Origin of the sequence: Streptococcus plurextorum DSM 22810 (assembly GCF_000423745.1) — a bacterium.
GTDB lineage: Bacteria > Bacillota > Bacilli > Lactobacillales > Streptococcaceae > Streptococcus > Streptococcus plurextorum.
This window is the reverse complement of sequence record NZ_AUIO01000001.1, coordinates 145,937-172,295: the sequence shown is the minus strand read 5'-3', so window position 1 is coordinate 172,295 and position 26,359 is coordinate 145,937. Positions and strand designations below refer to the sequence as shown.

28 protein-coding genes, 1 pseudogene and 1 other annotated feature are annotated in these 26,359 nt (G+C 41.9%); of the genes and pseudogenes, 27 read left to right on the top strand and 2 right to left on the bottom strand.

All coding sequences use genetic code 11. The features are described from left to right. Positions 1-378: 378 nt before the first annotated feature. The 18 genes from lepA to rpmA all read left to right on the top strand — a co-directional run bounded on the left by lepA (position 379) and on the right by rpmA (position 18,315). Positions 379-2,211 carry a translation elongation factor 4 gene (gene lepA / locus G575_RS0100880; RefSeq protein WP_027971052.1) on the top strand — a complete coding sequence of 611 codons (1,833 nt, stop codon included), beginning with the start codon at positions 379-381 and terminating at the stop codon, positions 2,209-2,211. 387 nt (positions 2,212-2,598) lie between these two features. Next, the gene (locus G575_RS0100875) at positions 2,599-2,790 is read left to right on the top strand and encodes a hypothetical protein (protein ID WP_027971051.1); all 192 of its coding nucleotides are present in this window, start codon (positions 2,599-2,601) and stop codon (positions 2,788-2,790) included. Positions 2,791-3,106: 316 nt separating this feature from the next. Then, positions 3,107-3,391 (top strand): hypothetical protein, encoded by a 285-nt coding sequence (locus G575_RS0100870; RefSeq protein WP_027971050.1) that lies wholly within the window; start codon positions 3,107-3,109, stop codon positions 3,389-3,391. 154 nt (positions 3,392-3,545) lie between these two features. Next, positions 3,546-4,667 carry a radical SAM family heme chaperone HemW gene (hemW, locus tag G575_RS0100865; RefSeq protein ID WP_027971049.1) on the top strand — a complete coding sequence of 374 codons (1,122 nt, stop codon included), beginning with the start codon at positions 3,546-3,548 and terminating at the stop codon, positions 4,665-4,667. A 12-nt stretch (positions 4,668-4,679) separates the two neighbouring features. Next, complete coding sequence (locus tag G575_RS0100860) at positions 4,680-5,438, top strand: acyl-ACP thioesterase domain-containing protein (RefSeq protein ID WP_027971048.1); 759 nt, start codon at positions 4,680-4,682, stop codon at positions 5,436-5,438. After that, the gene (locus G575_RS0100855; RefSeq protein ID WP_027971047.1) at positions 5,428-6,048 is read left to right on the top strand and encodes an NUDIX hydrolase N-terminal domain-containing protein; all 621 of its coding nucleotides are present in this window, start codon (positions 5,428-5,430) and stop codon (positions 6,046-6,048) included. Before G575_RS0100860 ends, G575_RS0100855 begins: the two co-directional genes overlap by 11 nt. A 105-nt stretch (positions 6,049-6,153) precedes the next feature. Next, positions 6,154-6,621 (top strand): 8-oxo-dGTP diphosphatase, encoded by a 468-nt coding sequence (locus G575_RS0100850; protein ID WP_027971046.1) that lies wholly within the window; start codon positions 6,154-6,156, stop codon positions 6,619-6,621. An 11-nt stretch (positions 6,622-6,632) separates the two neighbouring features. Then, positions 6,633-7,406, top strand: coding sequence for a TIGR01457 family HAD-type hydrolase (locus tag G575_RS0100845; RefSeq protein WP_027971045.1), 774 nt, complete (start codon positions 6,633-6,635; stop codon positions 7,404-7,406). After that, positions 7,396-8,025, top strand: coding sequence for a TIGR01906 family membrane protein (locus G575_RS0100840; RefSeq protein WP_027971044.1), 630 nt, complete (start codon positions 7,396-7,398; stop codon positions 8,023-8,025). The genes G575_RS0100845 and G575_RS0100840 overlap by 11 nt, the downstream gene beginning before the upstream one ends. A gap of 251 nt (positions 8,026-8,276) precedes the next feature. Next, positions 8,277-10,031: an ABC transporter ATP-binding protein gene (locus G575_RS0100835; protein WP_027971043.1), complete on the top strand. Its 1,755-nt coding sequence runs from the start codon at positions 8,277-8,279 to the stop codon at positions 10,029-10,031. Next, positions 10,006-11,748 carry an ABC transporter ATP-binding protein gene (locus G575_RS0100830; RefSeq protein ID WP_027971042.1) on the top strand — a complete coding sequence of 581 codons (1,743 nt, stop codon included), beginning with the start codon at positions 10,006-10,008 and terminating at the stop codon, positions 11,746-11,748. Before G575_RS0100835 ends, G575_RS0100830 begins: the two co-directional genes overlap by 26 nt. Positions 11,749-12,221: 473 nt before the next feature. Further along, positions 12,222-13,367, top strand: coding sequence for a cysteine desulfurase family protein (locus G575_RS0100825; RefSeq protein ID WP_027971041.1), 1,146 nt, complete (start codon positions 12,222-12,224; stop codon positions 13,365-13,367). Continuing rightward, positions 13,364-14,239, top strand: a complete 876-nt coding sequence (locus G575_RS0100820) for a glycosyltransferase family 2 protein (RefSeq protein WP_027971040.1) — start codon at positions 13,364-13,366, stop codon at positions 14,237-14,239. The genes G575_RS0100825 and G575_RS0100820 overlap by 4 nt, the downstream gene beginning before the upstream one ends. Positions 14,240-14,261: 22 nt before the next feature. Further along, a complete protein-coding gene (gene thiI, locus G575_RS0100815; RefSeq protein ID WP_027971039.1) occupies positions 14,262-15,485 on the top strand; it encodes a tRNA uracil 4-sulfurtransferase ThiI in 1,224 nt (407 codons plus the stop codon). A gap of 2 nt (positions 15,486-15,487) precedes the next feature. Further along, positions 15,488-16,090, top strand: coding sequence for a hypothetical protein (locus tag G575_RS0100810; RefSeq protein ID WP_027971038.1), 603 nt, complete (start codon positions 15,488-15,490; stop codon positions 16,088-16,090). A gap of 78 nt (positions 16,091-16,168) precedes the next feature. Further along, a complete protein-coding gene (gene brnQ / locus G575_RS0100805; protein ID WP_027971037.1) occupies positions 16,169-17,494 on the top strand; it encodes a branched-chain amino acid transport system II carrier protein in 1,326 nt (441 codons plus the stop codon). A gap of 75 nt (positions 17,495-17,569) precedes the next feature. After that, positions 17,570-17,641 (top strand) — a sequence feature (ribosomal protein L21 leader region). A gap of 33 nt (positions 17,642-17,674) precedes the next feature. Beyond that, a complete protein-coding gene (gene rplU, locus G575_RS0100800; protein WP_027971036.1) occupies positions 17,675-17,989 on the top strand; it encodes a 50S ribosomal protein L21 in 315 nt (104 codons plus the stop codon). A gap of 35 nt (positions 17,990-18,024) precedes the next feature. Further along, positions 18,025-18,315: a 50S ribosomal protein L27 gene (gene rpmA, locus G575_RS0100795; RefSeq protein ID WP_027971035.1), complete on the top strand. Its 291-nt coding sequence runs from the start codon at positions 18,025-18,027 to the stop codon at positions 18,313-18,315. Between the two features lie 124 nt (positions 18,316-18,439). On the opposite strand, the pseudogene G575_RS11775 reads toward rpmA, so the two are convergent. After that, positions 18,440-18,625, bottom strand: a pseudogene (locus G575_RS11775) (tyrosine-type recombinase/integrase); the annotation flags it as partial. A gap of 308 nt (positions 18,626-18,933) precedes the next feature. On the opposite strand from G575_RS11775, the gene G575_RS0100790 reads away from it, so the two are divergent. From G575_RS0100790 to pyrR, 4 genes are read left to right on the top strand one after another with little or no spacing between them, the layout of a single operon-like run. Beyond that, complete coding sequence (locus G575_RS0100790; protein WP_027971034.1) at positions 18,934-19,851, top strand: LysR family transcriptional regulator; 918 nt, start codon at positions 18,934-18,936, stop codon at positions 19,849-19,851. Then, entirely contained in the window at positions 19,848-20,306 is a 459-nt protein-coding gene (gene lspA, locus G575_RS0100785) for a signal peptidase II (RefSeq protein WP_027971033.1), read from the top strand. The genes G575_RS0100790 and lspA overlap by 4 nt, the downstream gene beginning before the upstream one ends. After that, complete coding sequence (locus tag G575_RS0100780; RefSeq protein WP_027971032.1) at positions 20,297-21,202, top strand: RluA family pseudouridine synthase; 906 nt, start codon at positions 20,297-20,299, stop codon at positions 21,200-21,202. Before lspA ends, G575_RS0100780 begins: the two co-directional genes overlap by 10 nt. A 44-nt stretch (positions 21,203-21,246) precedes the next feature. Continuing rightward, positions 21,247-21,768, top strand: coding sequence for a bifunctional pyr operon transcriptional regulator/uracil phosphoribosyltransferase PyrR (gene pyrR, locus G575_RS0100775; RefSeq protein ID WP_027971031.1), 522 nt, complete (start codon positions 21,247-21,249; stop codon positions 21,766-21,768). Between the two features lie 42 nt (positions 21,769-21,810). Here pyrR and G575_RS0100770 read toward each other — a convergent pair whose 3' ends face one another. Beyond that, positions 21,811-22,251: a MarR family winged helix-turn-helix transcriptional regulator gene (locus G575_RS0100770; protein ID WP_027971030.1), complete on the bottom strand. Its 441-nt coding sequence runs from the start codon at positions 22,249-22,251 to the stop codon at positions 21,811-21,813. Between the two features lie 150 nt (positions 22,252-22,401). On the opposite strand from G575_RS0100770, the gene G575_RS0100765 reads away from it, so the two are divergent. The 5 genes from G575_RS0100765 (at position 22,402) to G575_RS0100745 (ending at position 26,290) form a co-directional block, all read left to right on the top strand. After that, positions 22,402-22,758, top strand: a complete 357-nt coding sequence (locus G575_RS0100765; protein ID WP_027971029.1) for a DUF1304 domain-containing protein — start codon at positions 22,402-22,404, stop codon at positions 22,756-22,758. Between the two features lie 333 nt (positions 22,759-23,091). Continuing rightward, positions 23,092-24,471: a pyruvate carboxylase subunit B gene (locus tag G575_RS0100760; RefSeq protein WP_027971028.1), complete on the top strand. Its 1,380-nt coding sequence runs from the start codon at positions 23,092-23,094 to the stop codon at positions 24,469-24,471. Between the two features lie 10 nt (positions 24,472-24,481). Beyond that, positions 24,482-24,787 (top strand): OadG family protein, encoded by a 306-nt coding sequence (locus G575_RS0100755; RefSeq protein WP_027971027.1) that lies wholly within the window; start codon positions 24,482-24,484, stop codon positions 24,785-24,787. Between the two features lie 18 nt (positions 24,788-24,805). Further along, entirely contained in the window at positions 24,806-25,150 is a 345-nt protein-coding gene (locus G575_RS0100750) for a biotin/lipoyl-containing protein (RefSeq protein ID WP_037622402.1), read from the top strand. A 9-nt stretch (positions 25,151-25,159) separates the two neighbouring features. Beyond that, positions 25,160-26,290, top strand: coding sequence for a sodium ion-translocating decarboxylase subunit beta (locus tag G575_RS0100745; RefSeq protein ID WP_027971025.1), 1,131 nt, complete (start codon positions 25,160-25,162; stop codon positions 26,288-26,290). The last annotated feature ends 69 nt before the right edge of the window (positions 26,291-26,359 follow it).

The window sequence follows — 26,359 nt, the reverse complement described above, 5'->3', positions numbered from 1 at the left end:
AGCAGACAGAAAGCGTCGGCCAAAAGATGGAAACCTATTTAGATTTTAGTTAGTCTCTTGATATATCTGGTGAGTTTGTTCAAGGACGAGGACACTGTTTCCAAAGATATAGATTGGTCTAGATTGCAGGTAAGTTTCCAATGCTATGACAGGATGTTTATACAGTGATCGGATTTAGGTGATAGCTGTTTGGAACTAAGGTAATAATATTGGTAATTGACTTAAAGATAAGGAAACTCTGTTTTTAGCTTGCCCTATAAGGCTACCTGTATAGCAATTTATAATGGATAAGCTGAGGCTAAAAGAAAGCGATTGGCATTAGACCATTGCTTTCTTTTTTGATATAATAAAGAGAATACCATATGGAAAGAAAATCTTATGCCTACTTTTGAAGACTTAAAAAAACGTCAGGAGAAGATCCGTAACTTCTCTATCATCGCCCATATTGACCATGGGAAATCTACCCTTGCTGATCGTATTTTAGAAAAAACAGAGACGGTTTCCAGTCGTGAAATGCAGGCACAACTCTTGGATAGCATGGACTTGGAGCGTGAGCGTGGGATTACCATCAAACTGAACGCTGTCCAGCTCAATTATAAGGCTAAAGACGGTGAAACCTATATCTTTCATCTAATTGACACACCTGGGCACGTGGACTTTACCTATGAAGTCTCACGTTCCCTTGCTGCCTGTGAAGGGGCTATCTTGGTAGTTGATGCGGCTCAGGGAATTGAAGCCCAGACTTTGGCCAATGTCTACTTGGCACTTGATAATGACTTGGAAATTTTGCCTGTCATCAATAAAATTGACTTGCCAGCAGCAGATCCAGAGCGAGTCCGCCAGGAAATCGAAGATGTCATTGGGCTAGATGCTTCAGAAGCGGTGCCATGCTCTGCTAAGGCAGGGATTGGGATTGAGGAGATTTTAGAGCAAATTGTTGAGAAGGTGCCAGCACCGACGGGTGACGTCACAGCACCTTTGCAGGCTCTTATTTTTGACTCCGTTTATGACCCTTATCGTGGGGTTATTCTACAGGTTCGTGTGGTCAATGGGATGGTTAAACCAGGTGATACCATTCAGCTCATGTCAAATGGTAAAACTTTTGATGTCACTGAAGTTGGGATTTTCACGCCAAAAGCAATCGGTCGTGACTATCTAGCAACAGGTGACGTTGGCTATATCGCAGCCTCGATCAAGACGGTTGCAGATACCCGTGTTGGTGATACAGTGACCTTAGCTGAAAATCCTGCTAGTGAGCCTTTATCTGGCTATAAGCAGATGAACCCCATGGTCTTTGCTGGTCTTTACCCGATTGAGTCCAATAAGTACAATGACCTACGTGAAGCACTTGAAAAACTCCAACTTAACGATGCTAGTTTGCAATTTGAACCTGAAACATCACAAGCCTTAGGGTTTGGTTTCCGTTGTGGCTTCTTGGGACTTCTGCATATGGATGTTATCCAGGAACGCTTGGAGCGGGAATTCAACATTGACCTGATCATGACAGCGCCGTCGGTGGTTTACCATGTCAATATGACAGATGGCGAGATGGTAGAGGTGTCTAACCCGTCTGAATTTCCAGATCCTACACGAATTGATAGCATTGAGGAGCCTTATGTTAAGGCTCAGATCATGGTCCCTCAAGAGTATGTTGGTGCTGTTATGGAGCTAGCACAGCGCAAGCGTGGTGACTTTGTGACCATGGATTATATCGATGACAATCGTGTTAATGTCATCTATCAGATCCCGCTGGCTGAAATTGTCTTTGATTTCTTTGACAAGCTCAAATCTTCAACTCGTGGTTATGCTTCGTTTGATTATGAAATTTCAGAATACCGCTCGTCTAAGCTGGTGAAAATGGACATCCTGCTTAATGGTGACAAGGTCGATGCGCTTAGCTTTATTGTTCACAAGGAATTTGCTTATGAACGCGGGAAGCTCATCGTGGAGAAGCTCAAGAAAATCATTCCGCGTCAACAGTTTGAAGTTCCGATTCAAGCAGCAATCGGACAGAAAATTGTGGCTCGAACAGACATTAAAGCCCTGCGTAAAAATGTCCTTGCCAAGTGTTATGGCGGCGACGTTTCGCGTAAACGTAAGCTTCTTGAAAAACAAAAAGCTGGTAAGAAACGCATGAAAGCCATCGGTTCAGTCGAAGTTCCACAAGAAGCTTTCTTGAGTGTGCTTAGCATGGATGATGACGAGAAATAAAACAGTCCAGTGGACTGTTTTATCTTTTCGCCCAGAAATTGAAGAGCGAAAATGTCCAGTGGACTGTTTTATCTTTTCGCCTAGACATTGAAGAGCGAAAATGTCCAGTGGACTGTTTTATCTTTTCGCCTAGAAATTGAGAAGCGAAAATGTCCAGTGGATGATTTTATCTTGAAAAGTAGAGGACAAGAAGGGAAGGACAAGTTCAGCAACATGTGTGCCCCTATAAACCTTAGTCTTTTGGATTAGCTGGGCAAATGTGACGATTGCTTAAAAAAGAATTTCAAGAGTCTTTGATCAGTGATTCTGTCTAAAAATGTTACGGTCACCTGATAACACGTTTTTTAATGTATTTTTGATATAATAAGGGAAAGAATGGAGGAATACATGAAGAAATTATTTGGTTCAGAAAATATCATGACCTGGTACTTTCTTGCCCTTTATGGTATTGGATTTTTCATCAATATTAGGGGCAACAATCTTTTGATGGCCATCTTGTGTGGGCTGCTATTTTTGCTTAATGGTGGCTTGTTTGCCTATCGTATCTGGCGCAAAGAGAATACTGAACAGCTTGACTAAGAGATTCGCTCTGATTCGTGATGAGTTATCACCAAGCGTTGCGCAGCTATTTCCCAATAATCGAGCTCTAAGAAGGGCTAGATTAAGGGCATCTATCAGAGGGGGATTAGGGCTAGCGGATAAAGTAGATGGCTAGACGATAGCAAGTCTTCTTTTTAGGCCTCAATTTTTAAACCGTCGGTTGTTACTTTTGACAAGAGGCCTATCACTTTATCAAGAAGGTAGTTTTTAGTGCTTGTTTCATATCAGCAAATGACTATCGGTGATTTTTAGCCATTATCAAGGTGGAAAAGATAGTAAATAGAGAGGAAAATGAATGAAAGCAGAAGAGTTTTGGTGGCTTTATGAGAGGTGTTTTCGTCAATACGAGGGACCAGAATTTAGTCTTCGTCAGTCTCCATTGGGTGGTGATTTTGGTTGCTTTCTAAAAGGTGTTTATAAAGACCAAGGCGTATGGAAAGTTGATGAGACCATAGAACGTAGCAATTACCCTCATACTCGCTCTTTTGATAGTGAGGAAGCCTGTTTTCTCTTTCTTTACCAAGAAGCGAAATCATATGTGCGCTATGAATTGGCATTTGGACGGTTAAGGAAAAGGTAAAGATAATGGGAAAGAAGGTTCTTGATTCTAAAATCAGGAACTATTCATTTTGAGCTTGCTTGTAGAGGAGTTGTGAAGGGAATAGTTTTTGCCTTAGGCAGCCATTTGACTTCGGTCATTTGGATGGATAGCCTGGCTGTGGTATAATAGTTCCATGATAAAACCAACTTCCGCTTATATCCATATCCCATTTTGCACGCAGATTTGCTATTACTGCGATTTTTCAAAGGTTTTTATCAAAAATCAGCCTGTAGATGATTATCTGCGGGCTCTTATTCGTGAGATTGAACTGGCGGATATGGGATCACTGCGGACGCTCTACATCGGTGGAGGAACACCGACAGCACTCTCTGCTGACCAGTTGGATTATCTGCTCAGCCATTTGACCAAATACAGCAAAGGGGTAGAGGAGTTCACCATCGAAGCCAATCCAGGCGACTTAGACCCTGAAAAAATAGCGGTGCTGCAAAAATCAGCTGTCAATCGCATCTCGCTTGGGGTGCAGACCTTTAATGACAAACATTTAAAGCGCATCGGCAGAAGCCATAATGAAGCTCAGATTTATGAAAACATTTCAGCTCTGAAAACAGCGGGATTTGATAACATTTCCATTGACCTTATTTATGCTTTACCTGGTCAGACCATGGCTGATGTCAAGGAAAATGTAGCAAAGGCAATAGCGCTAGATATCCCCCATCTAAGTCTTTATAGCCTGATTTTAGAACATCATACCGTTTTTATGAATAAAATGCGTCGCGGAAAACTTAATCTGCCAACGGAAGACTTGGAAGCCGAAATGTTTGATTACATCATTTCCCAACTGGAAAAAAATGGCTTTGAACATTATGAGATTTCCAATTTTACCAAGCCTGGCATGGAAAGTCGCCACAACCTCATGTACTGGGACAATGATGAGTATTATGGCTTTGGAGCTGGCGCTTCAGGTTATGTGAATGGTGTGCGTTACCGTAACCGGGGTCCTATTCAGCACTACCTCAAAGCTATAGCAGAAGAGGGGCATGCCAGATTAACCGAGGAAGTTTTGAGCAAAGAGGAAAAGATGGAGGAGGAGTTCTTCCTAGGCCTTCGTAAAAAATCAGGTGTTTCGATTGCCCGTTTTGAGGAAAAATTCCAAGAAAATTTTGAGGCACGTTATGGACAAATCGTGTCTGACTTGCAAGCAGATGGCTTGGTCAAGATAAGCGATGGCAGGCTCCGGATGACTAAAAAAGGTCTTTTCTTGGGGGACACCGTTGCCGAAAAATTCATGTTATAGAAAGTGTGAGCTATGGGACAGGTTTATAGAGAAGATTTTGTGGTTCCTTTTGACATGGTCAATATGGAGAAGGAAATAGTGCTCTCTCGCTTTATGTCTTATTGTCTGGGTGTTTCTGGTCGTCAATCTGCTGGTCTCAACCGCAGTGACACGGACATTTATGAGCAATATGGTTTGATTTGGGTGGTGACGGACTATCACTTTGACATTCAGCGGTTACCGCGATATGATGAACGGGTTGTGATTGAGACAGAGGCTGTTGCTTTTGATAAGTTCCTTTGTCAACGTCGTTTTAATATTCGTGATGAGGTAGGGCAGGTTTTGCTAACCATAGACTGTTATTTTGTCTTGCTTGATTTTGATAGCCGTAAGTTAGCCCCAGTTCCAGAGGACTTGATTGCTCCTTATCAGTCAGAGAAAGTTAAAAAGATACCACGCTTGATCAAGTGGGAGAAGCTGAGCGATTACCTCACGATCAATCATGCCATCAGCTATTTTGACATGGACATGAATCGACATGTCAACAATGGCACTTATCTCAACTGGCTATTTGATAGTATGGATTGGCCAATGCTCAAAGATTATCGAGCTAAAGAGTTAACGATCAAGTACCTTAAGGAAATTTCCTGTGAGGATTTTCTAGAGACTTATGTTAATGTTCGAGTGGCGAATGAAGGATTGGCGACTCAGTATGAGATTTACAATCAAGGGCAATTAAGAGCACAAGCACGAATTGTTTGGCAGAAAGTGGAGGAAGAGGATGACCGATAAGCCAAACTATTTGGATTGGGCTATTCGTTTGCAGGCGCTGGCTCAGGCTGGATTGACTTATAGCAAGGATAGATTTGATATCGAGCGTTTTGAGGAGATTAGAGATATTGCTTGCCAAATCTTAGTCGAGCCCTCGGGCTTACCAAAAGAGAAGGTCGTGGAACTTTTTGCCGGTGAGACAGGCTACCAAACTCCTAAAATCGATACCCGTGCAGCTATTTTTAAAGATCAAAAAATCCTCTTAGTGCAGGAATACGATGGTCTGTGGACCTTACCGGGTGGCTGGTGTGACGTGGATCACTCTATCATGGACAATACCATCAAGGAAGTCCGTGAGGAGGCGGGACTTGAGGTTGAGGCGAAACGCTTGATTGCGGTGTTAGATAAGGCTAAGAACAACCCTAAAAGAAGTGCGATAAGAGTGATCAAGCATTTTGTGCTCTGTCGGGTTATTGGTGGTAGTTTTACTCCAAATAATGAAACCCTCGATGCACAGTATTTTGCCTTAAATCAGTTGCCTGAATTAGCTGAAACAAAAGCTACTTCAGCACAAATTGCGCTCTGTTTTGAAGCCAATGCGGCGGACAAGTGGGAAACGGTATTTGACTGATATGAAAACACGCTTAAAGGTGAAAAAACAAGTTATGAACCCAGCAACTGTTATCGGAGTTACAGCTGAGATGACTGATATTAGAGTAATGAGAAGGGAGATAGGATGTCACGAGCAGAAAAAGTGATTCTAACCAATATGTGTATGATTGAGGATGAAAAGGGACGTGTGCTGATGCAAATCCGAGATCCAAAGCGTTATGTGTGGCATGGCTATGCCCTACCTGGCGGTCATGTTGAGGAAAAAGAGAGTCTTCATGAGGCGCTTGTAAGAGAGGTTTATGAGGAAACGGGGCTAAGGGTTAAGGATCCACAGTTGATGGCGGTCAAGCATTTTCACACCAGAGATGAAGGTATACGTTACTTGGTGTTTCTTTATAAAGTAACAGCCTTTGAAGGTTCAATTCGTTCCTCAGAAGAAGGGGAAATCAAGTGGGTAGCTAAGAGTGATTTAAGGACCGTTGACCTCGCCCCATACATGGAAGATATCATCGATGTTTTTGAAAAGGGAGATGTTTCAGAACTCTTTTATTTTCGAGATGAGCAGGACGACTTACAGAGTCGCTATTTTTAAGAGGAAAAGAAATGACATACAAAGGTTATTTGATTGATTTAGATGGGACCATTTATAAGGGCAAGGAGCGGATTCCCGCTGGTGAGCAGTTTATTCGTGACTTGCAGGAGCGCGAGCTACCTTATCTTTTAGTGACCAATAATACCACACGCCGTCCTGAGCAAGTGCAGCAGATGCTAGCTGAGACATTTGATATAAAAACGCCGATTGAGACCATATACACTGCAACGCTTGCCACAGTAGACTATATGAAAGACTTGGCCAGAGGTAATACAGTCTATGTCATCGGAGAAGAAGGGCTTAAATCAGCCATTTACGAGGCAGGTTTTGTGGAAGATTCTGAAAATCCAGCCTATGTTGTAGTGGGTCTTGATTGGACAGTGGATTATGATAAGTTTGCTACAGCTACTCTGGCTATCCAAAAAGGAGCCCACTTTATTGGTACCAATCCAGATTTAAACATCCCGACAGAGCGAGGCCTCTTGCCTGGTGCAGGAAGTTTGATAGCCTTTCTTGAGGCGGCGACTCGGGTTAAACCGGTCATTATTGGCAAACCTGAGGCCATTATCATGGACAAGGCTTTGGATCGTTTAGGGGTTAAGAAGTCAGAAGCCATTATGGTTGGTGATAATTATCTGACAGATATTATGGCAGGGATTCAAAATGGCATTGCGACTCTTTTGGTATTGACTGGTTTTACCAAAAAAGAAGAAGTTGAAAGTCTACCAGTGGCGCCAACTGTTGTGCTTGAGAGTTTATCGGAGTGGCATTTTGATGAAAACTAGACTTTTTTCCTATCTGACTCTTGTCTGGCTTTTGACAATAGCGGTGTTAGCAACCATCTATGGCGCTTGGTTGTTTTACCCCTTGGAAGTTGACAGCCTTAAACTGACTGAGCAGGTCCCTCTTGCCAAACCAGAGCTTTTAGAGAATTACAACATCTTATTAACCTATCTCACCAGTCCTTTTTCACAGGTGCTAGACATGCCAGACTTTCCCTCATCGGCTAGCGGGTTAAAACACTTTGCAGACGTGAAAATGCTCTTTCATCTGGTACAGGTCATTTTCCTTGCCACCAGCTACCCTGCTGTTAGGTTTCTTGTGATAACTAGCAGAACTAAAAGCTTGTGGAGCTATCAGCAGTACTTTCTGACAGCTGCCTTGGTACCACTAGGCATTGGTGTTTTTGGTGTCCTGATTGGTTTTGAACAATTTTTTACCCTTTTTCATCAGCTGCTCTTTCCTGGTGATAGTTCTTGGCTGTTTAACCCAGCCACAGACCCTATTATTTCAGTCTTATCAGAGATGTTTTTCCTTCATTGCTTCATCCTCTTTTTGGTTTTATATGAGGTTCTTATGTTGGGGATGTTCGGAAAATGTCGAAAAATGTTAAAAAGAGCTTGACCAAATCATCATATTATGATAAATTACTAGGCAGAAAACAAGAAAGGAGAATACAAACATGAATAATACATATCTTATGACATCTATTGTAGTTGAGAAAAGTCTCCTTTCACACCGTATCCTGTAGCTGTTTAGCATTATGACAGCTTATGCGAGGTCTATGGAAGGATTCTTTCCGTAGGCCTTTTTGCGTGCTTTTCATTAAAATAGTAAAACACCACACGTATAATGAGAAAATAGTTAGGAGACATATGTTTAAACTAGTAGGGACTTATATTAAAGAGCATAAGTGGCTCTATCTCTTGATAGGTTTAGTCTTGATTGTTTATGATGCGAGTTTAGTTGTGCCGACTCAGATTATTCAGCGTTTAATTGATTTGATGAGCCAGGGAAAACTGACCGAATCAAATCTTTGGATTAATATTGGGATTCTAGTTGCAGCAACGGTGATTAGTTATCTCACTGCTTTCTTTTGGAGCTTTAAACTATTTCAACAAGCCAGTCGTTTTAAGTTTGATTTACAAAAAAATGCCTTTAAAAAACTGGTCACCATGAGAACACCTTTTTATGAAAAATTTCGTGCGGGTGATATGATGACGCGGTTTTCGACAGATGTTGAAATGCTTCAAGATTTAGTGGGTTTTGGTCTGATGACCTTGCTTTATGCTGGGGGGATGCTTGTCTTTATTCTCCCTGTTATGTTGCTGATTTCTTGGCAAATAACCGTGGCTGCTTTGATTCCAGTTATTCTACTTTCTGGAGGGATATACCTTGTGAGTCGCAAGACGGAAATTTTAGTCGATGAGAATCGTGAAGCTGTGGCTAACTTAAGCAATGACGTTTTGGAAATCATTGAAGGGATTCGTGTGATGAGAGCCTATAGTCGAAAGGATTTACAAGCGACTCGCTTTCGAAAAAGGACTCAAGAATTGGTCGACCGTGAAAGCCATTTGTCACGTTACACCTCTCTTTATGGTCCGCTGTATACCTTGATGTTTGGTGCGACCACTGTCATTACTTTGTTCTTAGGGGCATCTTTTGTGGAAGCAGGTAGAATGAGTGTCGGACAAGTCCTTGCCATGCAACTTTATACGGTTTCTCTGATGGAGCCTATTTCGATGCTTTCAGAATTGGTTTTGGTCTATCAAACAGGACGCACCTCCTTTAATAAGTTGCAAGAGCTCATTGAAACGGGCGATGACATGGAAGAAGATGGACAATGTGACCTCAATACTCTTGAAGAAGTTGTTTTCCAAAACTACCACTTTAGCTATCCTCAAGCAAAGGGAGAGAGTCTAACAGCTCTTACCCTCAAACTATTTAAGGGACAAACCTTGGGGATTGTGGGCAAGACAGGTTCTGGCAAAACCACTTTGGTGCGCCAGTTCTTACGGCAATACCCTGTTGGTTCTGGAGGTTTTGAAATCAATGGCAGAGCAGTAACAGCATTTTCTCGACAGAGTTTAGAGCGATTGATTGGTTATGTGCCACAAGAACATCTCCTTTTTTCACGATCAGTAGCTGAAAATATTGCCATGGGCAAGACAAGCGCCAATCAAGCAGACATCAGAAAAGCGATTGAAACTGCCTCTTTTAGTCAGGATTTAGAAAGGATGTCAGATGGTCTTGATACCGCGATTGGAGAGCGTGGGGTTTCCATATCTGGAGGTCAAAAACAGAGGATTTCCTTGGCGCGTGCATTCATTAAAGATCCAGAGCTCTTAATATTGGATGATTCCTTGTCGGCAGTTGATGCGAAAACCGAGAAAAAAATTATTGGCAATATTCAAAGGGAGCGTGCCGGAAAAACCAATATCATTGTGACGCATCGACTATCAGCTGTGCAGCATGCAGATTTGGTTCTTGTCATGGATGAAGGAAAGATTGTAGAAGCTGGAAGCCCAAGTGATTTGCTGGCTAATAAGGGGTGGTATTTTGAGCAATACCAGAGACAACAAGCGCAAATAGAGGAGGGAAGTCATGAAACTGATGAAAGACTTGCTTAAGCAGATAAAGGTGGTTAAGGGACGCTTTACTCTAGGAGTTGTGCTTTTAGGATTGGCTACAGGACTTAGTCAGATTACCCCTTTGGTCTTACAAAAGGTTATTGACAGCAGTTTGACAGCTCTAGACAAAGGAAGACAAATTGACCGTAGGCTTTTTAATGAGCAACTCACCCTGTATGTCGGGCTAACCATAGCTAGTCTCTTTCTCTTTTACAGCATGCGTTATGTGTTTAATCGCTGTTCCTTTTTAATCACTGCACATTTGCGACATCAGGCTTTTGATAAGATGCAAGGTCTGCCTATTTCCTATTTTGATGATAAGCCTGCTGGAAAAATTGCGACACGAATTATCAATGATACCGAAACGCTACGCACACAATTTTATAATAATCTATTGACGATGTTGGCTGTTAATCTGATTAAGGTTTTTGCCATTTATGCGATTTTATTGAGCATTGATTGGTTGATAGGACTCTATATGCTGATATTGTTACCCCTCTTTTATGGCTTGCAAGTTCTCTACCGTCGAGCAACAGATAAGCCCATGAAAGACTATTATGAGGCTAGGAGTGAGGTGAATACTCAGGTTAATGAAACCATGGCTGGTGCCAGTCTTATTCAGCTTTATCAGCAGGAGGAGCGCGTCTTAGCAGAATTTGATGAAACGTCAAGTAAGCTACTAGAAGCAGATAGCCGTATGCATTTGGTCAATGCCACAGCCTCTTGGACTCTGACAGAATCAGCTAAGTATTTAGTGATTTCAGGAGTCTTGACCCTTGTGGGTTATCAATTTTTAGGTAATCAAACAAATCTATCGCCAGGACGATTATTTGTCTACATCAATTACATCACAAGCTTATTTGAATTGATGGGAATGTTGGTGAGACAATTTCCTAATATCCAACGGTCATTGGAAACGGGGGCACGTGTTTTTGAACTCTTAAATGAAGAAGAGGAAGTTGATAGTCAAGCGCAGCTAGTGGTCAGGAAGGGAGATGTGGTTTTTGACCAGGTTAGTTTTGCCTATGAAGAAGACAAGCTGGTGTTAAGAGACATTACTATTAAAGCTAAGGCCGGTGAGACGATTGCTCTGGTGGGGCATACGGGGTCAGGAAAATCGTCGATTATGAATCTGCTCTATCGGTTTTACGATCCTCAAAAAGGGCGTGTCTTAATTGACGGTCAGGATATTCGGAACTACTCTCGTGAGAGTCTACGGTCTCATATGGGAATTGTTCTTCAAGATCCCTATTTGTTTACAGGAACGATTGCAAGCAATGTCACGATGGAGAATCAGGATTTTTCTGAAGATGATATCATGGCTAGTCTAAAAAAAGTTGGGGCTTTAGACTTGGTGGCACGGCTTGAAAAAGGGATTTATGAGCCTGTAGTGGATAGAGGCGCAGCCTTGTCATCTGGGGAGCGTCAGTTAATTGCCTTTGCAAGAACCTTAATAATGAACCCTAAAATTCTGATTTTAGATGAAGCGACATCCCATATTGATACTGAGACAGAAGAAACAATTCAAAGAGCTATGGAGGTCGTTAAAGAAGGGCGTACCACTTTTATCATCGCTCATAGGCTTTCTACGATTCAGAATGCAGATCACATTTTAGTGTTAGATGCCGGACAAATTGTTGAACAAGGCAAACATGCAGACCTACTGGAACTTGGTGGTCGCTATGCCGAGATGCATAAGATTCAACAGAAAGTCTAAGATTACGAAGTCATCGGAATAGGGTGAACAGGACCTTGGTAGATTATTGTGAAATCAAAGAAAGGCTGCAATGCCAATGGCAAAAGGTAGCTCAATCAGGCACTCCTTTTCCAGAAGCCACTTTCTTTTAACGGATGATAACCGCATTCGGTGATGTAGCTATAGATTTTTTGTTGGGACTCAAAGCCAATTGAAGACGCTAGGGTGTCTTAGAACGTAGACAAACCCCTAAAAACATAAAACTAGAACAGTTTTTGATAGAATTACAAAATATAAAAATCAGAGAACCACTGATATTTCAACGTTTCTAGGAGTTTTTGATTTTCACTATAAAGAAAAAAGACTAAAGAAAAACGTCCAGACTTTTTCTTCAATCGATAAGACGCAAGGGCGTCTTTTTTTGCTTCTTTTCGCTCCGAAAATAGGAGTATTTTATGGTATAATGATAAGGATTGAATTAACGGAGAAGACTGATGATTTATTTTGATAATGCAGCAACGACACGCCCCTATCCAGAAGCTTTACACACTTATCAAGAAGTAGCTAGTAAGATTTTTGGTAACCCTTCTAGTTTGCATAATCTGGGTAGCCAGGCCTCACGTATCCTTGCAGCATCCCGAAAGCAGATCGCGGAGCTTCTTGGTCGGTCAGAGGAGGAAATTTTCTTTACTTCGGGTGGTACTGAAAGTGACAACTGGGCAATCAAGGGAATTGCTTTTGAAAAAGCTCCTTTTGGCAAGCATATCATTGTGTCAGATATTGAGCATCCAGCAGTTAAAGCCGCGGCTAAATGGCTGAGCAGTCAAGGATTTGAAGTATCTTACGCTCCAGTTGATGGGCAAGGTTTTATTGATATTGACGCCCTATCAGCACTCTTAAGACCAGATACCATTTTAGTGTCCGTCATGGCGGTCAATAACGAAATCGGATCAATTCAGCCCATTAAAGCAATTTCTGATCTTCTAAGAGATAGACCAAGTATTTCATTTCATGTTGATGCGGTTCAGGCTATTGGTAAGATTCCAACAGCTGATTATTTAACGGATCGCGTAGATTTTGCTTCTTTTTCAGGTCATAAGTTCCATGCTGTCCGTGGTGTTGGCTTCCTTTATAAAAAATCTGGTAAGAAAATAACGCCACTTTTGACTGGTGGAGGTCAAGAAAAGGATTTACGTTCCACGACAGAAAATGTAGCAGCCATAGCTGCTATGGCAAAGGCATTACGTTTGACGATGGATAGGTCAGAGCAATCTTTGGTCTATATCGCGAGAATGAAAGACATTCTACGTGAGGAATTATTGAACCATGAGGACATTACAGTTTTTTCAGGGCAAGAGGGGTTTGCACCCCATATCTTGACTTTTGGCATTAAAGGCGTTCGTGGCGAAGTTGTGGTTCATGCTTTTGAAGACCATGATATCTATATTTCAACCACCTCTGCTTGTTCGTCAAAGGCGGGTAAGCCTGCTGGGACTCTCATTGCAATGGGGGTGCCAAGTAAAGCGGCTCAGACGGCTGTTCGCATCAGTCTTGACGGGGAAAATGACATGGGACAGGTAGAACAATTTTTGACGATTTTTAGACAAATCTACAAAAACACTCAGAAGGTACGCTCATGAGACAAGACGAGTTAATTAGTGTTATTATCCCTATTTACAATGATGAAAAGTTCCTTGAACAGTGTGTGACGAGTGTCTTGAACCAGACCTATCAAAATCTCGATATTATTTTGATGGATGATGGCTCAACCGACCAAACCCCAGATATCTGTTCCGCTTTTGCTTCAAAAGATCGCCGTGTGCGCGTGTTTCGAAAGGAGAATGGTGGTGTTGGATCTAGTCGCAATGCAGCTCTAGCAGAGGTGATGGGAGCTTATGTTCTGTTTATCGACCATGATGATTGGATAGATCCGACACACATTGAAGACCTTTATCGCAAGCTGGTTGAGACTGGAGCCGATATTGCTATCTCGAATTTCTCAGAGTTTGATAACGAAAGAGGCGTTTTTAAAATTGCTGTTCATGCCAAAGATTATTATGAAGACATCATGACCCCTGATCAGTGGTTTCAGCAGCAGTACCATTCACGATTTCAAATCAGCCAATGTTTTACCGTTCCTTGGGGGAAACTTTATAAAAGCCACCTCTTTGAAAATATCCTCTATCCTACCTTGGAAAAAGTTGAGGATGATTTTACCACTTGGAAGATTTATCTTAAGGCAAAGGCTTTGGTTTATATGAATAAGGCTACCTATGTTCATCGTAAATTAGCTTCAAGTGTGACAGGTACTGTGGATGTGACAGCTATTTTTCCCTTAAGAAGTATTGAAGAGAGGATAGCCATGCTCAGCCTTTTGGGAATGGATATCAGCAATGAACTGAGAGCCTACCGTTGGCGCTTGGAACGTCATCTGGCATTTTATCTCGAAACGGGCAATAGCGATGCTTATCGCAATATTAAACAAAAGCTAGACTTGCTAAAGACAGAGTAATCCAAATAAAGAAAGAAGTATTATGACATTACACTATTCAGAAATTATGGTTCGCTATGGTGAGCTATCCACCAAAGGCAAAAATCGCATGCGCTTTATCAACAAATTGAAGCGAAATATTCAAGATGTCTTGTCTATTTATCCAACGGTTACGGTTACAGCGGATCGTGATCGTTGCCACATTTTTTTAAATGGGCAGGCTTATGAACCTGTCGCAGAGAGCCTCAAGCAGATTTTTGGAATCCAAGCGTTTAATCCCGTTTATCGTTTAGAAAAGGATGTGGCTGTATTAGAAAAAGCCGTCCAAGCCATCATGACAGGCCTGTATCGTGACGGTATCACTTTTAAAATAACCAGTAAGCGTGCGGATCATTCCTTTGAACTTGACAGTACAGAGCTCAACCACACTCTTGGTGATGCTGTTTTCAGAGCATTGCCAGCCATAAAAGCTCAAATGAAAAAGCCTGATATCAACCTCAAAGTTGAAATTCGTGACGAGGCTGCTTATATTTCCTATGAAGAAATTAAAGGAGCAGGCGGACTTCCAGTAGGGACTTCAGGTAAGGGCATGTTGATGTTATCTGGTGGTATTGACTCGCCAGTGGCAGGCTACCTGGCTCTTAAACGTGGCATGGAAATTGAAGCCGTTCACTTTGCTAGTCCGCCTTACACTAGTCCAGGAGCTCTCAAAAAGGCTCATGACTTAACGCGTCAGTTGACTAAATTTGGAGGCAATATCCAATTTATCGAAGTGCCGTTTACAGAGATTCAAGAAGAAATCAAGGCAAAAGCTCCTGAGGCTTACTTGATGACCTTGACCCGTCGTTTTATGATGCGAATAACAGATCGTATCCGTGAGGAACGTCGAGGTCTTGTCATTGTAAACGGTGAAAGTCTTGGACAGGTGGCTAGTCAGACTCTTGAGTCCATGCAAGCGATTAACGCAGTGACCAATACTCCAATTATCCGTCCTGTTGTGACCATGGATAAGTTAGAAATTATTGATATTGCGCAAGAAATAGATACATTTGATATCTCGATTCAACCCTTTGAAGATTGCTGTACTATTTTTGCACCAGACCGTCCAAAGACCAATCCTAAGATAAAAAATGCAGAGCAGTATGAAAGCCGAATGGCTGTTGAGGCTCTGGTGGAGAAGGCTGTTGCAGGTATTATCGTTACCGAAATCACCCCAAAAGAAGATGTTAAAGATGAAGTCGATAGTCTGATTGAGGATCTGCTATAAGCATGGATGACTTTTTAAATGGCCTTATCTATTCCCTGAATTGGGACGGTGAGATGACAAATGTTATTTTGGGAAACCATTTAAGCTGGCTCTATGCATTGGGAATCGTGATCAATTTTCTTGTCTGTCTTGCGGTGTTTATCTATGTCACTCGTGATTTGCTGAAGACTGTGAAAGAATCAGGTGGTTGGCGTAGGTTTTGCTTTGACACTCATCAGAGACTTGTGGCGTCTAAGGGACTTCTGCGATTTTGGTTGTCTGTTTCCCTTAATCTGATCTTTATAGTTTGGACGATTGTTTACCTCCTTGGCTACCGCGTGGTGAATGGGCTGACGCAATATCACTATTTTACCTCTCAGGAGTTGACAAGAACTGTAGCTATGGTGACAGTAGAAGAGACTAGAGTTGGAAGGATTGGGCGCCATTACTCTAAAGTAGTACTCTCTGCTAATGTTTCTGGAGTTCATCAAAGGATGAATGTTAGTAATAGCACCAAAACCATGGCCCATTTCTATCGGTCTTTGGAAGGCAAAACCTATCCAGCATTGGTGGGAGTCAATGAAAATAATAAGATTATCTACATTTATGGGATAGTGACGAAGTAGTCTAGTTATTTTGCAAAGATTACGTAATGAATTTATGGATGAGTAACAGTAATATTATAAATATGATAAGGAGTTTTTATGAAAAAAGGAGCACTGACAGGTTTACTCCTGTTCGGAATGTTTTTTGGTGCGGGGAATTTGATTTTTCCGCCTGCACTGGGTGTACTATCAGGTGAGAATTTCTGGCCTGCTATTTTAGGATTTGTCGTTTCGGGTGTTGGTATTGCAGTCCTTGCCTTGATTGTGGGGACGCTTAATCCCAAGGGCTATATCCATGAGATTTCACGGAAGATTTCGCCTCTTTTTGCGACGGTCTATCTGGTAGCCTTGTACTTGGCAATCGGTCCTTTCTTTGCCATTCCACGTACAGCGACGACAGCTTTTGATATGGGGATTGCTCCCTTGGTAGAAGGGCAGAGCACACAGCTTTGGTTGTTTGGCTTTACAGCCTTGTATTTTCTGGCTGCTTACTTGATTTCCCTCAATCCTTCTAAGATTTTGGATCGTATTGGTCGGATTTTGACCCCTGTTTTTGCCATTTTAATCGTCATTTTGGTAGTTATGGGAATTGCAAAATATGGTCAAACAACGCCTTTGGCAGCTTCTGAGGCCTACTCAGCTAGTCAGGCTTTTGGTACAGGTTTTATCGAAGGCTACAATACCTTGGATGCTTTGGCTTCTGTTGCTTTCAGCGTGGTGGCAGTGACGACCTTGAAACAGCTGGGCTTTTCTTCTAAGAAAGAATATATTTCAACCATTTGGGCGGTTGGTCTTGTCGTTGCCCTGGCTTTCAGTGCCTTGTATGTGGGCTTGGCCTTTCTGGGCAATCATTTCCCAGTTCCAGCTGATGTCTTGGCTTCAGATACACATAAAGGTGTTTACGTTTTGTCAGCAGCGACCCAGGCAATTTTTGGTCCGTCCGCTCAGCTTTTCTTGGCCCTGATGGTAACGGTGACCTGTTTCACAACGACAGTTGGATTGATTGTATCGACGGGGCAATTCTTCAATAACCGTTTCCCGCAATTCTCTTATAAAGTCTATGCGACCATTTTTACCTTGATTGGTTTTGGGATTGCCAATCTTGGTTTGAGCAAGATTATTGCCTTTTCTATTCCAGTGCTCTTGGTCCTTTACCCGATTACCATTTGCTTGGTCATGATTATTGTGGTCAATAAATTTGTCCCACTTTCTGTCTATGGTATGCAGCTGACAGTAGGTGTGGTGACAGTCTTGTCCCTCGTGGAAGTAGTGGCGGGTCAGCTGGGCTTGGAGCCAGTAAAGGCTTTCTTTGCAGCTCTGCCATTGTCCCAACAATCCCTAACCTGGCTCTTGCCAGCCGTGGTTGGTATCGCCCTATCAGTCTTCTTGCCCAACAAGCAAGTCAGCGAAGCTTTTGAGATGTAAAAATCTACGATAAATAACACAAAACACTTGCAATGGCAGGTGTTTTTGGTATAATAAGAATGTTGACTAAATGCACATCCTGTGCAACCGCACGACTGCCGTTTTAAGTGGTTCGCCCCACGGCACAAGGCGAGTCTTCACAGAGGGAAAACCTCACAAAATCTTTATAGGAGGTGCATCATGAGCACATATGCAATCATCAAAACTGGTGGAAAACAAGTTAAAGTTGAAGTAGGTCAAGCTATCTACGTTGAAAAAATCAATGCAGAAGCTGGTTCAGAAGTAACTTTTAACGAAGTTGTTCTTGTCGGTGGTGATAAAACTGTTGTTGGTACGCCAGTTATTTCAGGCGCTACTGTTGTCGGAACTATCGAAAAACAAGGTAAACAAAAGAAAGTTGTTACTTTCAAATACAAACCTAAAAAAGGTAGCCACCGCAAACAAGGTCACCGTCAACCTTACACAAAAGTTGTTATCAACGCTATCAACGCGTAAGTTAGCGACTCATTACTAGGAAAGGACACAATCTTATGTTGAAAAATCTTGAAAACTTGCAACTGTTCGCCCACAAAAAAGGTGGAGGTTCAACTTCCAATGGTCGTGACTCACAAGCGAAACGTCTTGGAGCAAAAGCTGCTGATGGTCAAACTGTAACTGGTGGTTCAATTCTTTACCGTCAACGCGGTACTCACATCTATCCAGGTCTTAACGTTGGTCGTGGTGGAGACGATACACTTTTCGCTAAAGTTGAAGGTGTTGTACGCTTCGAACGCAAAGGTCGCGATAAAAAACAAGTATCTGTTTACCCAGTTGCTAAATAAAAAGGTTCGGGGAACCTTTTTAGCAACTCTCCTTTACATAAAAGAGAGAGTTGAGCTAGAAGTAGCAAAGAATAGGCTTTCCGAAATTTCGGAAAGCCTGTTTTTTTGTTTTGGTACCCATAGCTTAAAATCCAATGTAGGAAGCGAACTTATCAGCGACTTCATTATTTGCTTTTTGAGTGACATGGGCATAGATGTCTATAGTAGTTTTGATGTTCTCATGACCTAATCTTTCCTGGGCTTCTTGAATTGTGGCACCAGCTTCAAAGAGAAGTGAGCAGTGGGTATGTCTGAAGCCGTGAGGTGTGATGTGTTTGAAGTCTGGAGATTTTCTCCAAACACGATTGAGCTCTTATTAACATGGGAAATACGATTTGGCTCCTTGACCTCATTTTTGAAGAGAGGACCTTTGGTGCTATATTTTTTCCTGGTTTTTAAAATTGCTACAATTTGAGGGTCTAGCCTTATTGCTCTGGCACTTTCTTTTTGGATTCTGGAAGATCAGCTTATGAAAACGAGGCTCTGTGATACAATCGACAATCACTTATTTGAGGTAAATACTGTCTAGGCTTTTCTTACAGCTAGGCTTTTTTCTCTGATTTTTGGTATAATAGGCTCATGAATATTCAACAATTACGTTATGTGGTAGCCATTGCTAGCACGGGTACTTTTCGTGAAGCGGCAACGACCCTTTATGTTAGTCAACCCAGTTTATCGGTAGCCGTTAAAGACTTGGAAGAGGAACTTGGTTTCAAGATTTTTAAGCGGACTACTTCTGGAGCCGTTTTGACGCGTAGAGGGACACTTTTTTTTGAAAAAGCCCAACGTCTGGTGGCGCATTTTGATACCTTTGAAAATCAATACAGTCTAGCCAGTAGACCTGGTAAGCAGGAGTTTTCCATTGCTAGTCAGCACTATGATTTTTTACCTCCTTTGATGACAACATTTTCAGAAGCTTATCCTGAACATGCTGAATTTCGAATTTTTGAATCGACGACGGTGCAGATTTTGGATGAGGTGGTAGATGGGCATAGTGAGTTAGGAATCATTTACCTGAGTGAGCAAAACCGCGATGGTATTTTACGGAAAATGGCCAAGCAGGGGTTGGAATATGAGATTCTTAGTACCTTCCAGACTCATATTTACCTGAGGAAGGGGCATCCTTTGGCTCAAAAAACATCTTTGACCATGGAAGATTTGGCAGGTCTGCCTTCAGTTCTTTTCACACAAGAAAAAGATGAATACCTCTACTATTCGGAAAATTTGGTTGATAGAAGTGATGCAACAAAGGTTTTCAAGGTGACCGATCGTGCGACTTTGAATGGGATTTTAGAGCGTACAGATGCTTATGCGACAGGATCTGGTTTTTTGGATAGTGAGAGTGTCAATGGCATCACGGTTATTCCTTTAGAAGGTGCCAAAGACAATCAGATGATTTACGTCAAACGTGCAGAGATGGAGTTATCACCTTGTGCTAAGAAATTTGTGGCTGTTATGGAAGCCTATTTTGAGCAATTAGAAAATGAGGAGCTATGAGAAAAATAGTAATCCCTAGTGTGATTCTAGGAATGATTGGTCTGGATCAGTGGACCAAGTTTTGGATTGTGACAAACATTCCTCAGGGGGAAGTGAGGTCGTTTTTCCCACCGATTTTTAGTTTAACTTACTTGAGAAATTATGGTGCGGCTTTTTCGATGTTGCAAAACCAACAGTGGCTGTTTACGCTGATAACCATTCTGGTTATAGGCGTAGCGATTTTCTATCTGATCAAACATCTGAGTGGCAATGGCTGGTTTTTAGCGGGACTAGTTCTAGTGATTGCTGGCGGTCTTGGTAACTTTATTGATCGCTTACGTTTAGGTTATGTTGTAGATATGGTTCATTTGGATTTTATGGACTTTGCTATTTTTAATGTGGCGGATGCTTACTTGACAGTTGGAGTGGCTGTGCTTGCCTTGGTTCTATGGAAAGAAGAGGAAATATGGAAGTAATTGTAACAATCGCTGGTGCAAGGCTGGATAAGGCTTTGGCTGATTTAACAGAATTATCCCGCGCTCAAGCCAATGAAGGGATAAAGGCTGGTCATGTTTTGGTCAATGGCCAAGCTGTCAAAGCAAAATATGCTGTTAAAGAAGGAGATGTCATCTCTTATCAGCTACCAGAAGACGAAGTGCTTGATTATGTGGCAGAGGCTATTCCCCTTGAGATTGTCTATGAGGATGAAGATGTTGCAGTTGTCAACAAACCACAGGGCATGGTGGTGCATCCTTCAGCTGGACATGCTTCTGGTACCTTAGTCAATGCGCTGATGTATCATATTAAAGACCTCTCTTCTATCAATGGAGTGATTCGACCAGGAATTGTGCACCGAATTGATAAAGACACCTCAGGGCTTTTGATGATTGCTAAACATGATAAGGCTCACAATGCCCTAGCTACGGAGTTAAAAGAACAGAAATCATTACGCAAATATGTAGCAATTGTTCATGGCAATTTACCAAATGACCGTGGTGTTATTGAGGCACCTATCGGACGATCGGAGAAAGACCGCAAAAAGCAAGCGGTCACTGCTAAGGGAAAACCTGCCTTGACGCGTTTTCAAGTCTTAGAGCGTTTTGGCAACTATACCTTGGTTGAATTAACTTTAGAAACAGGGCGTACGCATCAGATCCGTGTGCACATGGCTTACATCGGCCACCCTGTTGCAGGTGATGAGGCTTATGGACCCCGGAAGACTTTGAACGGGAAGGGACAGTTTCTCCATGCTCAGACCTTAGGATTTACCCATCCAAGAACTGGAGAATTAGTCACTTTTACCGCAGAAGCGCCAGCTATTTTCCAAGAAACCTTAAATCAGTTGCGCCAAGAGGCGGCAAAAAATCGTTAATGTTACTGATAGAAGGTATGTAAGTTTACGGAGGAGGTATTATTGTGAGAACAAAAGAAATCATTGATGCAATGACCATGAAACGGGCACTGACTCGGATTACTTATGAAATCATTGAACGTCATAAAGGCTTAGATAATCTTGTTCTAGCCGGTATTAAGACACGAGGTGTCTTTCTAGCGCAACGGATTAAGGATCGTCTTGCCCAATTGGAGAACCTAGATATTCCTGTGATTGAATTAGATACCAAGCCTTTTCGTGATGATATGAAAGTGGAAGAAGATACCACTAATGCTCCGGTTTCGGTTACGGATAAGGATGTTATTCTTGTCGATGATGTGCTTTATACAGGACGAACCATTCGTGCTGCCATTGATAATCTAGTCTCTATTGGACGTCCAAGTCGTGTTGGCTTGGCAGTTTTAGTAGATCGGGGACATAGAGAACTACCGATTCGTGCTGATTATGTTGGAAAAAATATACCGACAAGTTCACAGGAAGAGGTTATCGTTGAAGTTCAAGAAGTAGATGGTCAGGATCGTGTGATTTTGGTTGAAGCTATCTAAGCATGTGATCTAAAAAAGCCCTATCAATAGATGGGGCTTTAGTCATGCCTTAAGAAAATCTTGTAAGCTGTCAATCAGTTTCTGGTTTTGCTCAATGTAGCGCCCATAAGTTTCCTTATTGATGCCGTTTAGCTGCTGAAATGACACGGTTAGACTTTCTTCTAAACGGGCTTGTAGTTGTTTGCCATTGTCCGTTAAATGGATCACTAACTGGCGTTGGTCTTGTTTTGGAACAAACCGCTGCACATACCCTTTTTCTTCTAAGCGCTTGAGGAGTGGTGTGAGGGTATTGCTTGCCAGGTCTAGTTTTTCCCCCAACTCTTTAAGGCTAAGGGGCGATTTTTCCCAAAGAAGAAAGAGAACCAGGTACTGGGTATAAGTTAAATCAAATGGTTTTAGGGTTTTGAGATAAAATTGATGGAAGAGTTTGTTGACCTGATAGAATGAGTGGCAGAGTTGTTTTGAAAAATCGTATTCAGACATAGTGGTTTTCCTTTTCAATCGTTGGCGATAGAAATATGATAGCAAAAAACACTTATCTTGACAAATTTTAGAAATCATTATAAAATATAAAACAATCGCGCGCGATTTATATTTCGAACGCGACATCTTTAAATACTATCGGAGGCTATGATGTCAATTGTGACGATGATTTTAGCAACACTTGTTGCTTTTGAATTTTTCTATATTTTTTACCTTGAGACCCTGGCTACGACGTCTGCATCGACTGCTCGTGTCTTTAAAATGGATCAAGAAGAGTTATCTCGCCACTCGGTGAATACCCTTTTTAAAAATCAAGGGGTTTATAATGCTTTGCTAGCTGTTTTAATCTTGATTGCTCTTTTTGTTGCTCCAAGTCAAACTTGGCTAGCCATACTTATGGGCTATATCATCTTGGTCGCTGCATATGGTGCTATTACAAGCGACAAAGGCATTCTTTTTAAACAAGGTGGTTTGGCTATATTGACGTTAATTTCACTCTTGTTTTAAGAAGGAAGAGCTATGAGCTAGCCTGAAGGTCAACCTTGTAAAAAAGCTACGGTGAATCGTTTCAGAAGATCAGTTTGCTTACTGATTAAGAAGTGATTATTTGATTCATATTATCCAAAGATCTGAAAGAGGCCATTTCAGGTCTTTTGTGATGTCTGGGTGCTCGCTAGCAAAGCAGCATGTTTGAGGAGATATTTCCTATCAAGAAGAACGGACAGATTTTAGGGATATTTTTGTTTTTTCTTCAAAAAATTGCATGAACCGTTTATGATTTTTATGTTATAATATGATTATAATATTATGCAAAAAATCACAAAATAGAAAGGAGTTTCTATGCAAAAAGTTGCAATCACAGAAACCTTGTTACGTGATGCCCATCAGAGTTTGATGGCAACGCGCTTAACCATAGAGGATATGTTACCTGTCTTACCGTTATTAGATAGTGTTGGTTATTATTCTCTGGAGTGTTGGGGTGGGGCGACATTTGATGCCTGTCTGCGCTTTCTTAACGAAGACCCTTGGGAAAGGCTTCGACTCTTGAAAAAGCATCTGCCAAACACCAAACTCCAAATGCTTCTCAGAGGACAAAATTTACTGGGCTATCGTCATTATTCAGATGATGTGGTGGATAAGTTTGTTGACTTATCTGCTGAAAATGGTATCGATGTGTTTCGGATTTTCGATGCCCTAAACGATCTCAGAAATCTTCAACGTGCTCTAAATGCTGTCAAGAAAACAGGAAAAGAAGCGCAGCTTTGTATTTCCTATACGACAAGCCCTGTTCATACCCTTGATTACTATATTGATTTGACCAAGCAAATGGCAGAGCTAGGAGCAGATTCTATCTGTGTTAAAGATATGGCGGGTGTTCTAACGCCAAAAGATGCTAAAAATCTTATTTTGGGAATGAAGTCAGTGACAGATTTGCCGATTATTCTGCATACGCATGCGACAAGTGGCATTTCTGAAATGACCTATCATGCCGCGGTTGAAGCTGGTGTTGATAGGATTGACACAGCCCTATCCCCATTTTCAGGAGGAACTTCTCAGCCGGCAACGGAATCTATGTACCTGGCGCTTAAAGATGAGGGTTATGACATTAACCTTGATGAAAAAGTGATGGAAGAAGTTGCTAGTTACATGCGTTCTGTGCGTCAACAATACCTTGATGATGGTACTCTAAGCTCTACTCTTTTGTTTGCGGATCCTCGTACTTTAATTTATAAGGTGCCTGGCGGTATGTTGTCCAATATGCTATCACAGCTGAAACAGGCTGGAGCAGAAAGTAAACTGGATTTGGTATTGGCAGAAGTGCCAAAAGTTCGTCAAGATATGGGATATCCACCATTAGTAACCCCTATGAGTCAAATTGTAGGAACTCAAGCAGCTATGAATATTATTCTTGGCGAGCGCTACAAAATGGTGTCAAAAGAAGTCAAACAATATCTTGCGGGCGAATACGGAAAACCTCCAGTTGCTATTGACCCTAGCTTTACCCAGTCTATCATTGGGGACACAGAAGTTTATACAGGCCGTCCAGCTGACCGTCTGGAACCAGAATTGGACAAACTAAGGCAGGAACTTGGGAACCTAGCTAAGTCTGATGAAGATATCATTTCCTACGCCCTTTTCCCAAATGTAGCAAAAGAGTTTTTGGCTAAAAAGTATCTTCCTAAAGATGACCTCATCAAGGTCACAGCTTATATGAGTTAAGGAGGTAGAAATGACCTATTCATTACTAGATGTTTTACAAGTAACTATAGTGTCCATGGGTGTGGTTTTTGTCTGCCTAACTGGAATCATGCTCCTAATGGAATTGACTGGAAAAATCATCGGACAAAGAAAGCCCACTCCCCCTGTCAAAGACTTAGCCTCAGGGCAAGAGACGGCTATAGCTCCTCAGCCAGTAGGCTTAGCCTTAGTAGAAAAAGACGAGCTAGCCAAAGTGGCTGTTTTAACAGCATTGGCCCATGCCGCTCAAAAAGAAAGTGGCAAACGTTTTGAAGTCATACAGGTAGTCAAACGATAAATGAGAAAGGAATGTTTCATGAAATACGAAGTAACAGTAAATGGCCAAGTCTACGAAGTAACCTTGCGCGAACTAGCAGAAGGTGAGACGGTGGTGACGACAAGTCAAAATCCTAGTCCGAAAGAAGAGCCTAAAGCTGCTCAAGTCCCAACAGGAGATTTACTAAAAGCCCCAATGGCAGGTACCATACTATCGGTTAAGGTTCAAGCAGGGCAAACTGTGACCAAAGGGCAAGTCGTTGCCATTCTTGAAGCCATGAAAATGGAAAATGAAATCCTAGCTCCAGCAGATGGTACAGTTTCTCAAGTCTTTGTGACAGCAAATCAAGCAGTTGAGTCTGATCAAGCCTTAATGGCCTTTTAGGAGGTGCTTATGTTAGATGTTATCAATCAAATGATTGAGACTTCAGGATTTGCCAATTTGAGCTGGCAACATCTCGTGATGATTGCTTTGGCCTTGGTTTTCCTCTATTTGGGAATCAAAAAAGAATATGAGCCTTATCTAATGGTGCCGATTGCTTTTGGTATTCTGTTAGTCAATCTACCTCTAGGAGGGTTGATGGTTGCTCCACAAGATGGTAATCCAGGAGGTCTTCTTTATTATCTGTATCAAGGAACCAATTTAGGAATCTACCCACCTTTGATTTTCTTATGTTTAGGTGCCTCAACGGATTTTGGGCCATTGATTGCTAATCCCAAAACGATTTTATTAGGAGGGGCAGCGCAACTTGGTATTTTTGTTGCTTTCTTCTTGGCCATTCTTTTTGGGATGACACCTCAGGAAGCTGCTTCTGTAGGAATCATTGGTGGTGCAGATGGCCCGACGGCAATTTATGTGACAACACGTTTAGCGCCAGATCTATTGGCTACTATTGCGCTAGCGGCTTATTCTTACATGGCGCTTGTGCCGATTATTCAGCCGCCAATTATTCGGGCCCTAACTACAGAAGAAGAGCGAAAAACCAAGATGGTACAGGCACGGCCTGTTTCACAGACTGAAAAGATTATTTTTCCTATTGTTGTGACGATTTTTGTCAGCCTCATGGTTCCTAGTGCCACTACTTTGGTAGGCTGTCTGATGCTTGGAAATCTGGTTCGGGAAATCAAAATTGTGCCTAAAATTATGGAGAATCTCCAAAACACGCTTATGTATTGTGTGACGATTATCTTAGGGTTGACGGTTGGTGCAAAGGCAAATGCAGAGCTTTTCCTGTCTGTAACAACCTTGAAAATTATCGCCCTAGGATTACTTGCATTTGCATTTGGAACTGCAGGAGGCGTTCTTCTAGGCAAGCTGATGTATCGCTTATCTGGCAAAAAAATCAATCCTATGATTGGAGCAGCTGGTGTCTCAGCTGTGCCAATGGCTGCCCGTGTTGTTCAAAAAGTTGGCCAAGAAGAAGATCCGAGTAACTTCTTGCTCATGCATGCTATGGGACCAAATGTAGCGGGAGTTATTGGCTCTGCCATTGCAGCTGGTGCCCTTTTAGCCTTCTTTGGTTAGTTTGCCCTCTTAGATTTATAGTCGATTTTCTGCCTCGCTATTTAGCGAGGCTTTTCTTACAAAAGTGTA